The organism is uncultured Streptomyces sp., from assembly GCF_947488945.1.
In the GTDB taxonomy this organism is placed as follows: Bacteria; Actinomycetota; Actinomycetes; order Streptomycetales; family Streptomycetaceae; genus Streptomyces.
In genome coordinates, this window is sequence record NZ_CANLBS010000007.1 from 368,792 (window position 1) to 382,259 (window position 13,468).

A 13,468-nucleotide genomic window follows, 5' to 3' on the forward strand; every position below is an offset into this window, starting at 1 on the left:
GTCCGCCGCCCGGTGCACGCCGGTCCCGGTCGGCTGCGACGCCGCGTTCCGTACCGGTTCCGGCGCGGGCTCACGGGACGTCCGCGGTGCCGTTGACCGTGTCGTCCTCGGTGCGGCGGTCCTCTTCATCCTGTCTCCTCAGTCGCGTTCGGTCGCGTTCGGCGGTGGTACGCGGGCCGGCCGGGCATCTCCGTACGGCCGAACTCACCCCAGTGCCACAGGTGTTCGGCCGCTCCCGAACGGACCGTATGCGTGCCGCTCCCCCGTCGGCCCATGCCCCGGTAATTCGAGGATCCGGGCATATGCGGAGGCCCTCACGGCAGGTGGCCGATTTCCATACGGTCGCGGACCGCGTTCACACCGCCACGGAGTGACGTGCGCGACTCTTGTCGGCCGGTAGGCATTTCCTATGACTAGGCTGGCTGACATGCGATTCGGGGTGCTCGGCCCACTTGAGGTACGGACCGTGACGGGACGCCTGGTTCGGGTCCCCGAAGTCAAGGTCCGCATGCTGCTCGCAAGCCTGCTGGCCCACCACGGGCAGACGGTCCCCACCACCCGCCTCATCGAGGCACTGTGGGGCGGCGCGCCGCCCGCCAATCCCATGGCGTCGCTTCAGGCCAAGGTCTCCCAGTTGCGGCGCGCCCTCGAAGACGCCGAGGAGGGGTCCCGCGACCTGGTGATGCACCGGCCTCCGGGCTACACGCTCCGGGCCGAGAAGGAAGCCCTCGACGCACAGCGCTTCCGGGTCCTGGCGGCGCACGCCCGCACGTTGGCCGAGCCACGGGCGAGGGCGAAGGCTCTGGCGGACGCGCTGGCGCTGTGGCGGGGGCCCGCCTTCACCGACTTCTCCGACGAGCCCTTCGTGCGGGCGGTGATCGCCCGGTTGGAGGAGGAGCGGCTGACGACGGTCGAGGAGCACTTCGAGGCGCGGCTCGAACTCGGCGAACACAGCTTGTTGATCGGTGAGTTGACGGCGCTGACCACGGCGCATCCACTACGGGAGCGGCTGCGGATGGCGCACATGCGGGCGCTCTACCAGGCCGGGCGGTCGTCGGAGGCGCTGGAGAGCTACACGGATCTGCGCCGCCACCTGGGCGAGGAGCTCGGCCTCGAACCGAGCCAGGCCATCGACGCACTACAACAAGCCATCCTGCGGCGGGACCCCCCGCTGCGCGAACCCGACCCGCCGGTGGTGGCGGAGCCGGCCCCGGGACGGTCGCGCAATCTTCCGGACGCGCCCAACGCGCTCCTCGGGCGGGACGAAGCGCTGGCCCAGGGGGTGCGGTTGGTGACGGTCGGCCGACTGGTGACGATCACCGGCCCCGGAGGGGTCGGCAAGACCCGGCTGGCCCTCGCCACGGCGGACAGCCTGTCCGGCGCCTTCCCGGACGGTGTGTGGCTGGTGGAGTGCGGAGGTCTGGTCGCGCCCGAACAGGCCGCCGGGCGCTGGCACCTCGCCCCGCACGTGCTGGCGACGCTCGGCATCCAGGAATCGGCCGACCCCAGCGACGCGCCGAGCACGGACGAGGCGCGGGCGCGGCGCCAGCTGGCGGACTACGCGGCCGGCCGCCGGATGCTCCTCGTTCTCGACAACTGCGAGCACGTGCTGGACGACGTGGCGGAGTTGGTGCAGCGGTTGCTGGAGCGGGCGCCGGGCGTGAAGGTGCTGGCCACCAGCAGGGAGCCGTTGCGGGTGCCTGGTGAGACGGTGCTGCCCCTGCGTCCGCTGCGGCTGCCGGAGTCGGCGGACCCCGCCGAGCTGGAGAAGTCCAGCGCCGTACGCCTCTTCGTCGAGCGGGCCCGGTCCGCCGACCCGTCGTTCGCGCTCGACGCCGAGGCGGCCCCCGCGGTCGCGGCCATCTGCCGTCGCCTGGACGGCATCCCGCTGGCGCTGGAGCTCGCGGCGACCCGGGTGCGGGCCCTGGGCGTGCACGAGCTGCTCGACCGGCTGGACGACCGGTTCCGGGTCCTGAACTCCGGCTACCGCGGGGCTCCGCGCCGCCAGCAGACCCTGCAGGCCACCATCGAATGGAGCTGGAGCCTCCTCACCCCGCAGGAGCAGACCGTGCTGCGCCGGCTGTCCGTGCACTCCGGCGGGTGCACGCTGGCCGCCGCGGAGGAGGTGTGCGGCGGCGGCGACGTGGCCACGGACCAGGTCATGGACATCCTTTCCCGGCTGGTGGAGCGGTCGCTGGTGACGCGTTCCGGCAGCCCGGCCGCCCCCCGCTACCGGATGCTGGAATCGGTGTGCGCCTACGTGGAGACCCGGCTCCAGGAGTCCGGTGAGGCCGAGGAGGTGGCGCTGCGGCACGCCTTCCACTACACCGAGCTGGCCGAGCGCGCGCAGCCCCGGCTGCACGGCCCCGAGCAGCACCGCTGGCTGCAACGGCTCTCGGCGGAGTCCGCCAACTTCCGGCGCGTCGTGGAGGGGCAGGCGAGCGGAGAGGCGACCCTGGCGCTGCGGCTGGTCAACGCGCTCGTCTGGTTCTGGCTCCTGATGGGCCGGCTCGCCGAGGCACGGCACGCGTTGTCCACGGCCCTGGCCGCCGCGCCCGCCCAGTCGGCGCACGCCGTCGAGGCTGCGGCCTGGTGCGAGGGGATCGGGCTGCTGCTGGGCGAGATCGAGCCGGAGCAGCAGTGCCCGGCTCCACGCCGGGACCAGGCGCGGGGGGAGCTGCCCTCCGCGGGCCTCGCACGCGCCACCTGGTTCGTCGGGCACGCCCTGTGGGAAGTGGGAGCGCTGGCCGCGGCCGAGCGCCGGGTCAACGCGGCCCTGAACGACTTCCGTGCGCTGCGCGACGCATGGGGAGTGGCCGCGGCTCTCAGCAGCCGGGCCGCGCTGGCGATGGCCACGGGCGACCTGGACGCGCTGCACGACGACGCGTTGGAGGCACGGGCGCAGTTCACCGAGCTGGGCGACGCCTGGGGTCAGCTGAAGGCGGCGCAGGAACTGGCCGTGCACGCGGAGATCACCGCGGCCTACGACAAGGCGGCGCAGCTGCACCGCGAGGGCCTGCGCATCGCCGAGTCGTTGGAGATGTGGTCGGAGGTGTCGCGCCAGTTGTCCGGGCTGGGCCGGATCGCCCTGCTGTCCGGGCAGTACGCCCAGGCCGAGGAGCTCCATCTGCGGTCGCTGAGGCTGGCCGCCGAGCAGGGCAACCAGCCGGCGGAGCAGATGGCCGAACTCGGACTCGCCCTCGGCGCCCGGCGCCAGGGCAACCTCGAGTCCGCCGAGGCCCATCTGCTGCCGTGGCTGGAGTGGAACCGCAGCCGGGGGGCGAGCAACGGCCTCGCCCTGATCCTCGCCGAGCTGGGCTTCTGCGCGGAGTTGCGCGGGGACGCCGAGACGTGCCTGGCCCTGCATCTGGACGGGCTGGCTTCCGCGCTCGCGTCCGAGGACCCGCGGGCGGTCGCCCTCTCCCTGGAGGGGCTGGCCGGAGGCCATCGTCTGGCCGGCCGACCCGCCAGGGCGGCACGCCTGCTCGGCGTCGCGGAGGCGACCCGGAAGCGCTCCGGGGCGCCTCTGCCGCCCGCCGAGCGCGCCGATGTGGACCGCATCTCCGCCCGGCTGCGTGCGACGTCGGGGGTGGACGCCTACGCGGTCGAGTTCGCGGCGGGCCTGCTCCTGGACCACCGCGGCGTGGCGGCGGAGGAACTGCGGACGGCCGGGGAGCACGGGACCGCCGGGGCCCGTGGAGCGCAAGGAACTCCCACCGCCGGGTCCACGGTCGTCCGTCCCGTGCCGGTGCCGGCACGGGGCCGGCAGCGCCGGGGAACCCGGCCGCCCATGGCGCTGAGTCCGGTCTCGTCCACCAGCCGCTGCGGCGAGGACGAGGAGGCCGGTCCGGGCCGGGAGCTCTCGGCCTGACCACCTCCCCCGGGCGGACGCCCCGACGGCACACACCCCGCCCGGTCGCGGCCGGTGCGGGGTGGGAGGTGGGGGGTGGGAGGTGGGGGGTGCGGTGGATGACGTGTCCCGTCGCCGTGAAGACGGTCAGCGGTGGGACTCCTCCGTCCAGATGCGGCTGCTCAGGTCCGAGCCGCGCAGGACCTGGACACGCCAGGGATCGATCCGGATCAGGCCGTACTTCGGGTCGGCCGGGCCCATGCTCCAGAAGTTGCCGGGGTTGTAGCCGACGCCCTGCGGGCTGCCCTTGGCGTACAGGTCCCAGGCGTACGTCTTGGTCTCCAGGTCGTCGACCCAGTGGGAGACGCTGTCGGCGAAGACCGCGTTCTGCCGGGGATTCCAGTACGAGTACGTGGTGTGGGGATTGTTCGCCAGGTGGGCCACCTTGACCGGGGTCTTGTAGGCGGCCAGCCAGCCGACCGGCTTGCCGTCCACCGTCTCCCAGATGGGCAGGAGAATGCGCGCCCGGGGCCTTCCCTTCTTGTCGACCGTGATCATCGTGCAGTACACGATGTCCTGGATGTATTGCACGAAGGCGCTCTCGATCTCCGAGAACGAATTAACCTTCACAGCACCCATGTGCGGCACCTCGAAAAGTCGTCGAAAAGCGGAATGCGGGCGAGTGCCCCCATTCAGAACTCAGCGTGCCGCATACTCCGCTCCGGGAGAAGAAGGCACTTTGAAGTCACCGACTCACTCCGGGAGAACCCGCGTCGCCGGATCTCAAGCGGCCCACGAGCCGCGTGCCGCCGCTTCCCGCGCGAAATCCGTGAAATCCCGCGGCGCGCGGCCCAGAACGCGTTCCACGGTGTCGGTGGGCGTGGAGTTCAGGTTCTGGCGGATCTGTCCGGCGAGGTCCGCCACGAAGGCCGCGTAGTCGGCGGGCACGTCGTAGGAGAGCAGTTCGCCGACGTAGTCGTCGTGGGAGACGGGGACGTAGGAGATCTCGCGCCCGACGGCCCTGGAGATCTCGCCGGCGGCCTCGGTCAGGGTGAGGGCGCGGGGCCCGCTGAGGTCGTAGACCTGCCCGTCGTGCCCGTCCTCCACGAGCGCCGCCGCGGCCACCTCGGCGACGTCGCCCGTGTCCACGAACGGTTCCCGGCCGTCGCCGCTGGGCAGCCGGATCTCACCCGCGCGTACGGAGTCCAGCAGCACCCCCTCGTCGAAGTTCTGGAAGAACCAGTTGGGCCGCAGCACGGTCCACTCGGCACCGGAGTCGCGCACCCCGCGCTCCCCCGCGCCGAGGTCCTTGCCGCCCACGAGGCCGGTGGTACGGGCCTGGAGCAGGACGAGCCGGCGTACGCCGCACTCCACGGCGAGCTTGGCCAGTGCGCCGATCGCGGCTTCGGCGTCCCACGGGCCGGGCTGGTCCTGTCGGTCGACGAGATAAGCGGCGCCCGCGCCGGTGAGGGCGGGTTCCCAGGTGGCCTCGTCGTCCCAGTCGAACCGGACCTTCGCGGACCGGCCGGCGGCGCGCACCGACGCACCTCGCGCCCGCAGGTTCTCGACGACCCGGCGTCCGGTCTTTCCGGTGCTGCCCAGGACCAGGATGTCTGTCTGTGTCATGGCTCGCTCTCCCGTGCTGGATGGGACGTGCTGATGTCCGGCCGTGCCCGCGGACGGAGTGCTTCGTGCCGCGGGGGCCTCGGGCGCGGGGCTGCCGGCCGGCGACGGCCCGGCAGCCCCGCGGGATGCAGCCCGGTGCGACCGGGCGCGTCGGCTCAGAGGAACGGCGTGTCCGGCGCCAGGCCGAGGAGGGAACGGCCGTGCACCTCCTGGTTGGTGTTGAAGGCGAACAGCGCGTGCAGGGCGAGCCCCTGTATGTCCCGGTGGAAGCGCTGCAGCGGCACGTCCCGCATGATCACGGACGCACCGGCGGCCTCGAAGAGGCCTTCGACCGCTTCCTTGGCCAGCTGGATCGCGAACGCGGCCTTGCCGCGCGCCTCGGCGCGCTCCGCGACGGACGGCAGGGTGCCGGCGTCGGCGTGGCGCTGGAGGTCCCGCAGCCAGGTCTCCTGCAGCGCCTCGGCCGCGGCGATGCGGTTGGCAGCGGTGGCGACCTGGATCTGGGTCAGCGGGGACTGGCTCTGGTCGGTCCACGACGTGTAGGTGATGCCGCGACCGGGCAGCCGCTCCAGGAACAGCTCGTACGCGCCCCGCGCGATGCCCAGGTAAGCGGCGCTGCCCTGCGCCATGAAGAACGGGATGAAGGCGTAGTTGCGGCCGGTGGCACCGGTGTTGGAACGGTCCCCGGTGGTGCCCGCGAGCACGTCGAGCAGGCTGATCACCCGGTGGGCCGGGACCTTGACCCCGTCGGCGCTCACCGTGGAGCTGCCCGTGCCCGCCGCGGCGGAGGTGTGCCAGTCGTCGGCGATCGTCAGCTCGGAGAACGGCACCAGGGCGGCGTGCGGCACGGGAGTGCCGTCGGGCCCGGTCAGCAGCGCTGCGAGCAGGCCCCAGCCGGCGCCGCGGGCACCGGAGATCCACTTCCAACTTCCGCTGAGGGAGTATCCGCCGTCCTCCGCGGTGAGCGTGCCGGTCGGGGTGAAGCCCGTCGACACGCGTGCCGAGCCGTCGGCGTAGACCTCTTTCTGCGCCTCGTCCGGGAACAGGCTCGGGACCCAGGAGCTGGACACGTAGATCATCGCCACCCAGCCGGTGGCGGTGTCGGCGCGGGAGATCTCGCTGAGGATGCGCACCTGGTCGGCGACCGGGGCCTCGATGCCCCCGAAACGGGCCGGGACGTTGAGGCGGAATACACCGGCCTTTTCGAGGAGATCGATGTTCTCTTCCGGAATCCAGCGACGCTCCTCCGCGGATGCCCCGGATTCCCTGAATTGACCCGCCAGACCGGCCACTTCGTCGAACACCGTAGCGGTCCCACCCTCGGTCGTGGTCATTCTGCCTCCTCGGTTCCTGTCCACTTTCCGTGTCTTCCACCGCCGCCGCTTCGGGGCCGGTGTCGGAAACGGATTCACGCGGTAGGCGTGAACGGAATTCAGTCTGACGAGGAGGACTCTTGGGCCGGTAACCGCGAGGTCTCAACGCTGCGGGCGCAGTGTGCGTACGGTCAGCGGCCGGTAAGCACCGGAAGGGAAAGGGAAAACGAGTTCGCCCCAGGCGCGGGGAACGGCCTGGGGCGAACGTGAGGGGCCCGCACAGCGGGCGGGGGTCAGCGCGTGGTCTCCACGGGCTCCAGGACCGGGCCGTCCTCGGCGGCCGGCTCGGCCGCGCCGCTCTTGCCGCGCAGCCCGAACAGGCTGATCACGACGGCGACGGCAGCGGCGACCAGCGGGACCAGCAGCGCCGCGCGGTGCCCGTCGAGCATCGCCTGAGGACCGGTGCCGTCCGTCGCCGCGGTGATCGCGGCGGTGGCGGAGGCCAGACCGAGCGCGGCGCCGAACTGGAAGGACGTGTACAGCAGACCGCCGGCGACGCCCTGCTCCTCCTCCTCGATGTCCTCGGTGGCGGCGATGGTCAGCGGGCCGTAGGCGAGCGAGAAGGAGAGCCCCAGGATGATCAGGCTCGGGAACATCATCAGGTACGTCCAGTCCAGCCCGATGGGCAGCATCAGGGCGTACGAGAGCACGGCGAGCAGCAGACCGCCGAAGATGACCCGGCCGTTGCCGAACTTCTCCACCAGCTTCGGGGTGAGCGTCGGCGACAGGATCGCGTCGATGCCGATCACGATCATGGCGAAGCTCGTCTCCAGGGTGGACCAGCCGCGCAGCTCCTGCAGGTACAGCACGATGATGAACTGGAACCCGAAGAACCCGGCCGCGAAGAGCAGCCCCGCGAGGTTGGCCCGGACCAGGCTGCCGGAGCGGAAGAGGCCGAGCCGGACCAGCGGGGAGGCCGTCTTGCGCTCGATCAGTACGAACACCAGGAACAGCGCCAGGCTCGCGGCGATGGTCAGTGCGGTCACGCCGACCGACTCGTGGCTGGCGCGCTCCACCGAGAAGACCAGCAGCAGGATGCCCGCCGTCACGGTGATCGCCCCGCCCACGTCCATGCGCTGTCCTGCACGGTCGGGCTTGGGGGACTTGGGGATGAGGGCCGCGCCGGTGACCAGGATGATGAAGGAGAGGATGACGGGGGCGAAGAAGACCCAGCGCCAGTCGACCGAAGCCAGCAGGCCGCCGACCACCAGGCCGACGGAGAAGCCGCCGGCCGCGGTGCCGGAGTAGACCAGCAGGGCCTTGTTGCGCTTCGGGCCCTCCTCGAAACTGGTGGTGATGATCGACAGGCCGGCCGGGGTCATGAAGGCAGCCGCCACACCGGTGACGAACCGGGCCAGGAGCAGCATCCAGCCCTCGGTGGCGAACCCGCCGAGGCCGGAGAAGAGCAGGAACACCGTCAGCCAGAACAGGAACATCTGCCGGCGCCCGAAGAGGTCGGCGGCACGGCCGCCGAGCAGCATGAAGCCGCCGTACCCCAGGACGTAGGCACTCATCACCCACTGGAGCGTGCCGGTGGACAGGCCGAGGTCGGCCCGGATCGACGGCAGCGCCACGTTGAGCATGGCGACGTCGACGCCCTCGAGGAAGATCGCGCCACACAGCACGAACAGCACGCCCCAAGCGCGTCCCGTCATGCGATCAGTGCCGCTGTCCGGAGAGGATTGCAGTGCGGACACGGGAATTACTCCTTGCTGGAGAGGAAAGGGGGACCGAATCTGACCGACCGGTCGGGAAACCGACTCGGAACGCGAGTAAGCGCCGGGGGGCGGTTCCCACTTGTAACCACCGACATCATCGGGCAGTCTGATTGACTATGGAAGAAGGCACTTTGAAGTCACCGAGTCACTGCACGGATACCGATGACGATTACGAGGTGATGCAGTGGGACGCCCGGCAGGGATGCGAGGTGCGCCAGATCCTCGACCGGGTGGCCGACAAGTGGTCGCTGCTGGTGATAGCGCACCTGGAGCGCCGCACCCTGCGCTTCAGTGAGCTGCGCCGGCGGATCGAGGGCATCAGCCAGCGCATGCTGACCGTGACGCTGCGCCAGCTCGAGCGGGACGGCCTGATCAAACGCACTGTTCACCCGGTGGTTCCGCCGCGCGTGGACTACGAGTTGACGCCGCTGGGAGCGACCCTGCACAACACCATCCGCACTCTGGTGACGTGGACGGAGGCGCACCAGAGCGAGATCGCGGATGCCCGCAGCGAGTACGACCAGCGGGCGTCGGCGCCGGCCCGGGCATCCTGAACCGCCGCCGGACCACCCCTCCCCCCGAGGTCCGGCGTGCCGGAATGCAACGCGCATTCGGCACGCCGGACCTTTTTCACGCCCCGGGTGACCAGCATGTGTTCTTGGCCGATTACCCGCCGATTACTCGCTGATTACCAGGAAGAGCGGCATTGCGGAACGGGTTGAATGACCTGCCGGTGACCGCGCGATGACCCATGACGCGTCAGGCCGCCCGCTTTCCGTTCGGATGCTCGATTTCCGTCGCCCGGTCCCGGCCCGCGGCAGCGGAATTCTCCGGGCGGGGGCCGTGCCCGCCGGCCGCCGGCCGCCTCTTCCTCACGAGGCGGCCGGCGGCCCGTCCGCACGCACCGCTCAGCCGGCCGGGGGGAAGTGGCCCTGCTGGACGAAGAACGCGACGTACCGGCCGAACAGCTCTTCGGTGAGGGGCGGGCAGACGATGCCCGTCCCTGCCAACGCCTCCTCCGTCTCACCCGTGTCGAGGGCCGGGTAGAAGGCGTCGGTGTCGGAGGTCATCATCTCGAAGGCGTGCAGCAGGGGCAGCAGTGCGTTGTCCCGGTCGGCCCGCACTGCCGCGCGCCACTCCTGCGGCTCCGCCTCCTCGAGCCGGTAGCCGAGCCGGCGCAGGTACCGGACGCAGTCGGCGAGCCCGAGCGAACTGCGGTTGAACAGGTGGTAGGTGCCTCCGGCGCCCTCCGGCCGGGTGGAGACCGCCAGGATCGCGGCGCTCACGTAGTCGACCGGCAGCAGGTGGAACCGCCCTTCGGCACCGGAGGGGACGAGCCCTGCCTGCAGAAGGCCCTTCAAGCTGAGCCAGACGAAGTCACGGGTCTGGCAGGCCCCGTTGTCCCGGTCGCCGGAGATCACGTCGACCCGGTGCACCGTGACCGGCAGGCCCCGCTCCCGGGCGAGGCCGATGACCTGTTCGGCGACCCACTTGCTGCGCAGGTAGCCGCTCGGCAACGCCTCGTACGGGCCGGTCGGATCGGTGACCCGCAACGGGGTCCCCGGGGTGACCGGGCCTTCGAACACACCGACCGTGGAGACGTGGTGGACGGGGACCGTGCGGTGCCGGGCGGCGAGCCGCAGCACCTCACGGGTCCCGTACACGTTGGCGTCGCGCAGCGCCTCGTACGGTTTGAGCCAGTGGACCGAGGCGCCCGCGTGGTAGACCACGTCGACCGTGCGGGCGAGCGCGTCGAACCGTTCCTCGGTCAGTCCGAGCCGCTCCTCGGCGAGGTCGCCCACCACGACGTCCAGCCGGTCCTGGTCGACGGCGTCCCACACGCGGTACCACTCCAGGCTTTCCCGCAGGCGGTCGTACGTCTCCTGTTCCCCGGTGCCGCGGACCAGGCAGTGGATGCGGGCCCGGGTCGTGCGCATGAGGTCGCGCAGCAGGAACGCGCCGAGGAAGCCGCTGGCGCCGGTGAGCAGGATCTCCCGCGGGTCGTCGACGGTGCGGACCACCTCCGGGGCCGGGCGGATGTCGTCGGGCAGGTGGATGTCCGCCGTGTGGTCGACCTCGTCGGCGACGGCCGCCGGGTCCGGCACGAGCCGCGTCAGCAGATGGGCGGCCAGGTCCTGCGGAGCCGGGTGGTCGAAGACGACCGTGGCGGGCAGGGTCAGTCCGGTGAGCGCCGCGACGCGGTTGCGCAGTTCGACGGAGGTGAGCGAGTCGAAGCCGAGCTGCGGGAAGGAGCGGTCCGGTGCGATGCCTTCGGGGTCGGTACGGCCCAGCACCTGGGCGGTCACGTCGAGCAGCACGTCCAGCAGGGCGGCCAGGCGTGCCGTCCCGTCGTCCAGGGCGGCCAGCCGTTCGGTCAGCGCGGGCCCGGAACCGGCCGGGCCGTGGGCGCTGCCGCGGCGGGGAACGCGGACCAGCGAGCCGAGGACGGCCGGGACGCGCGGCTGCTCACCGAGCGCGGCCACGTCCAGCCCGGTGGCGACCACGTCGGGACGTCCGAGCCGCAGAGCGAGATCGAACAGGGTGACGCCCTGCGCGGTCCCGACCGGGCGGAAGCCGCTGCGGGCGATGCGCCGCAGGTCGGTCTCGGTGAGGTCGCCGGTCAGTTCGGACGCCTGGGCCCACAGGCCCCATGAGATCGACGTGGCGGGCAGGCCCCGTGCCGCGCGGTGCACGGCCAGCGCGTCGAGGAAGCCGTTGGCCGCGGCGTACGTGGACTGGCCGGGCCCTCCGACCACCGCGGCAACCGAGGAGAACAGCACGAAGGCCGTCAGCGGGAGGTCACGGGTCAGGTCGTGCAGGTGCCAGGCGGCGTCCGCCTTGGGCCCGAGGACGCCGGCGAGCCGTCCGGGGGTCTGGGCGGCCAGCACCCCGTCGTCCAGCACCCCCGCGGTGTGGACGACTCCGCGCAGCGGGTGCTGCGAGGGGATCGTGTCCAGCACCCGGGAGAGCGCGTCGCGGTCGGACACGTCGCAGGCGGCGACGGTCACCGTGGCGCCGAGGGCGGTCAGTTCGCCCCGCAGGGCGTTCGCCCCCGGGGCGTCGGTACCGCGCCGGCTGACCAGCAGCAGGTGGCGTACCCCGTGCTCGACGACCAGGTGCCGGGCGAAGAGGCCACCGAGGGAACCGGTGCCGCCGGTGATGAGGACGGTGCCGGCGGGGTCCCAGACCGGGGCCCCGGCGGCGGCCGGGCGGGCCGCCCGGGTCAGACGGGGGACGAGCACCGCGGGAGGGCCGGGCCGCTCCGCGTCCCGCACGGCAGCCTGCGGTTCGCCCGACGCGACCAGCGCGGACAGCACGGCGTCCAGACCCGGCGCGTCCGGGTCCGCGACGTCGGCCAGGACGATCCGGCCCGGGGCCTCCGACTGGGCCGAGCGCAGCAGCCCCCAGGCGGCGGCAGCGGCGGGGTCCCGGACGTCCTCGCCGTCGGCGGCCGCGACGGCGCCCGTGGTGAGCACGACCAGCGGTACCTCGTGCAGGGCGTCCTCGGCCAGCCACCGCCGGGCCAGTTCCAGGGCCCGCCCGACGGTGGTGTGCACGGCGTCCGGAGGCGTGGTGCCCGGCGGCGCGGCGAGGCGGACGCGGACCGCTTCGATCGCCGTGCCGCCGGCGAGGGCGGCGGAGAGGGCCGGCACGTCGGACAGGTCCCCGTCGTCGGCGAGTTCCGCCCAGCGCAGCGTCGCGGCCGGGAGCCTGCGCGGAGTCCAGGCGACATGGAACAACGCGTCGTGGTCACGGGTCCGGGCGGCGGCGACGGCAGCCGGTGCGTGGGATCCCGGAGTGACGGCGGCGACTTCGGCGACCGGTGTACCGGACGGGTCCGAAAGGTGCAGGGCGTAGCCGGGCGCTCCGTCGGGGAGCGGGGTGAGGCGGACGCGCAGCGTCCGTGCCCCGGTCGCGTACAGGCGTATTCCCCGCCAGCGCACCGCCTCGCCCAGCCCGCCGCCCAGGACGGGCCTCAGAGCGGCTTCGAGGAGCAGCGGATGGACCCCGAACGCGTCCGCCTGTCCGGCGAGTTCGTCCGGCAGCCGCACCTCGGTGAAGAGCTCGCCGTCCCGCTGCCGGACGCCGTCCGGCCCCCGGTCCTCCGGTACGGGCACGGTGGCTCCGACCGGCGGCCACGGCTCCGTGCCGAGGACCGCCGGGGGCGCGACGAGCGGGTCCTGCCCGAGGGTGCCGTGCGCGTGGCGGATCCAGGAGGCGCCGGCGTCGTCGGGTCGGGTGGACACGGTCAGCGCGCGTCGGCCGTCCTGGTCCGCGGCGCCCACCCGGATCAGCAGGCGGAGTGCGCCGTCCCCGGCGGGCAGGACGAGGGGCTCGTCGAGGACGAGGTCCTCGACGACGGTGCAGCCGGTCCGGTCACCGGCACGGATCGCCAGTTCCGCGAGCACGGCGGCGGGCACGAGAGGTTCCCCGGCCGCCGTGCGGACCGCGAGCCAGGGGTGGGCGCGCTCCGAGAGGCTGCCGGTGAAAAGCGTCTCGCCACTGTCGTCGAGCTCCAGAGCGGCGCCCAACAGCGGGTGCCCGGCGGGGTCGAGGCCGAGGCCCGCGGCGTCGGCAGGGGCGGTGGATGCCTCCACCCAGTAGCGCCGGTGCTGGAAGGCATAGGTCGGCAGCGGCAGGAGCCGGGCGCCGGACGGGGAGTAGAACGCCTCCCAGTCCACGGACCCGCCGGCCAGGTGCAGTTCGGCGAGGCCCTGGACCAGGGAGTGCGGTTCGGGGCGGCCGCGTCGCTGGAGGGCGAGGGCACGGGTTCCGGCGCGGTCCTCGAGGACGCCCCGGTTCAGAGCGGTCAGGGGACTGTCGGGCCCGATTTCGAGGAAGGTGCGGACGCCCTGCTCGTGCATCGAGACCACCGCGTCGCCGTACCGGACGGCCTCACG

Annotated in this window: 7 protein-coding genes; 2 read left to right on the forward strand and 5 right to left on the reverse strand. The window is 72.6% G+C overall.

Annotation, left to right across the window (positions count from 1 at the left end):
- The first annotated feature begins 508 nt into the window (after nt 1–508).
- Nucleotides 509–3,871: a BTAD domain-containing putative transcriptional regulator gene (locus Q0994_RS14520; protein ID WP_299534106.1), complete on the forward strand. Its 3,363-nt coding sequence runs from the start codon at nt 509–511 to the stop codon at nt 3,869–3,871.
- A 126-nt stretch (nt 3,872–3,997) separates the two neighbouring features.
- On the opposite strand, the gene Q0994_RS14525 is transcribed toward Q0994_RS14520, so the two are convergent.
- From Q0994_RS14525 to Q0994_RS14540, 4 genes are all read right to left on the reverse strand, one after another.
- Complete coding sequence (locus tag Q0994_RS14525; RefSeq protein WP_299534107.1) at nt 3,998–4,489, reverse strand: pyridoxamine 5'-phosphate oxidase family protein; 492 nt, start codon at nt 4,487–4,489, stop codon at nt 3,998–4,000.
- 144 nt (nt 4,490–4,633) lie between these two features.
- Entirely contained in the window at nt 4,634–5,476 is an 843-nt protein-coding gene (locus tag Q0994_RS14530) for an NAD(P)H-binding protein (protein WP_299534109.1), read from the reverse strand.
- 155 nt (nt 5,477–5,631) lie between these two features.
- Nucleotides 5,632–6,810, reverse strand: a complete 1,179-nt coding sequence (locus Q0994_RS14535; protein ID WP_299534111.1) for an acyl-CoA dehydrogenase family protein — start codon at nt 6,808–6,810, stop codon at nt 5,632–5,634.
- A 272-nt stretch (nt 6,811–7,082) separates the two neighbouring features.
- Nucleotides 7,083–8,504 (reverse strand): MFS transporter, encoded by a 1,422-nt coding sequence (locus Q0994_RS14540; RefSeq protein ID WP_299534113.1) that lies wholly within the window; start codon nt 8,502–8,504, stop codon nt 7,083–7,085.
- Between the two features lie 179 nt (nt 8,505–8,683).
- Between Q0994_RS14540 and Q0994_RS14545 the strand changes: the two genes are divergently transcribed.
- Nucleotides 8,684–9,121 (forward strand): helix-turn-helix domain-containing protein, encoded by a 438-nt coding sequence (locus Q0994_RS14545; protein ID WP_299534115.1) that lies wholly within the window; start codon nt 8,684–8,686, stop codon nt 9,119–9,121.
- Nucleotides 9,122–9,475: 354 nt separating this feature from the next.
- On the opposite strand, the gene Q0994_RS14550 is transcribed toward Q0994_RS14545, so the two are convergent.
- Nucleotides 9,476–13,468 (reverse strand): thioester reductase domain-containing protein (locus Q0994_RS14550; protein WP_299534118.1); only part of this gene is annotated, 3,993 nt, incomplete at its 5' end.

Bases quoted from the DNA above. Each gene is read 5' to 3' on its own strand.
- Q0994_RS14520 (WP_299534106.1), top strand. From the start codon at position 509: ATGCTGCTCGCAAGCCTGCTGGCCCACCACGGGCAGACGGTCCCCACC.
- Q0994_RS14525 (WP_299534107.1), bottom strand. From the start codon at position 4,489: ATGGGTGCTGTGAAGGTTAATTCGTTCTCGGAGATCGAGAGCGCCTTC.
- Q0994_RS14530 (WP_299534109.1), bottom strand. From the start codon at position 5,476: ATGACACAGACAGACATCCTGGTCCTGGGCAGCACCGGAAAGACCGGA.
- Q0994_RS14535 (WP_299534111.1), bottom strand. From the start codon at position 6,810: ATGACCACGACCGAGGGTGGGACCGCTACGGTGTTCGACGAAGTGGCC.
- Q0994_RS14540 (WP_299534113.1), bottom strand. From the start codon at position 8,504: ATGACGGGACGCGCTTGGGGCGTGCTGTTCGTGCTGTGTGGCGCGATC.
- Q0994_RS14545 (WP_299534115.1), top strand. From the start codon at position 8,684: ATGGAAGAAGGCACTTTGAAGTCACCGAGTCACTGCACGGATACCGAT.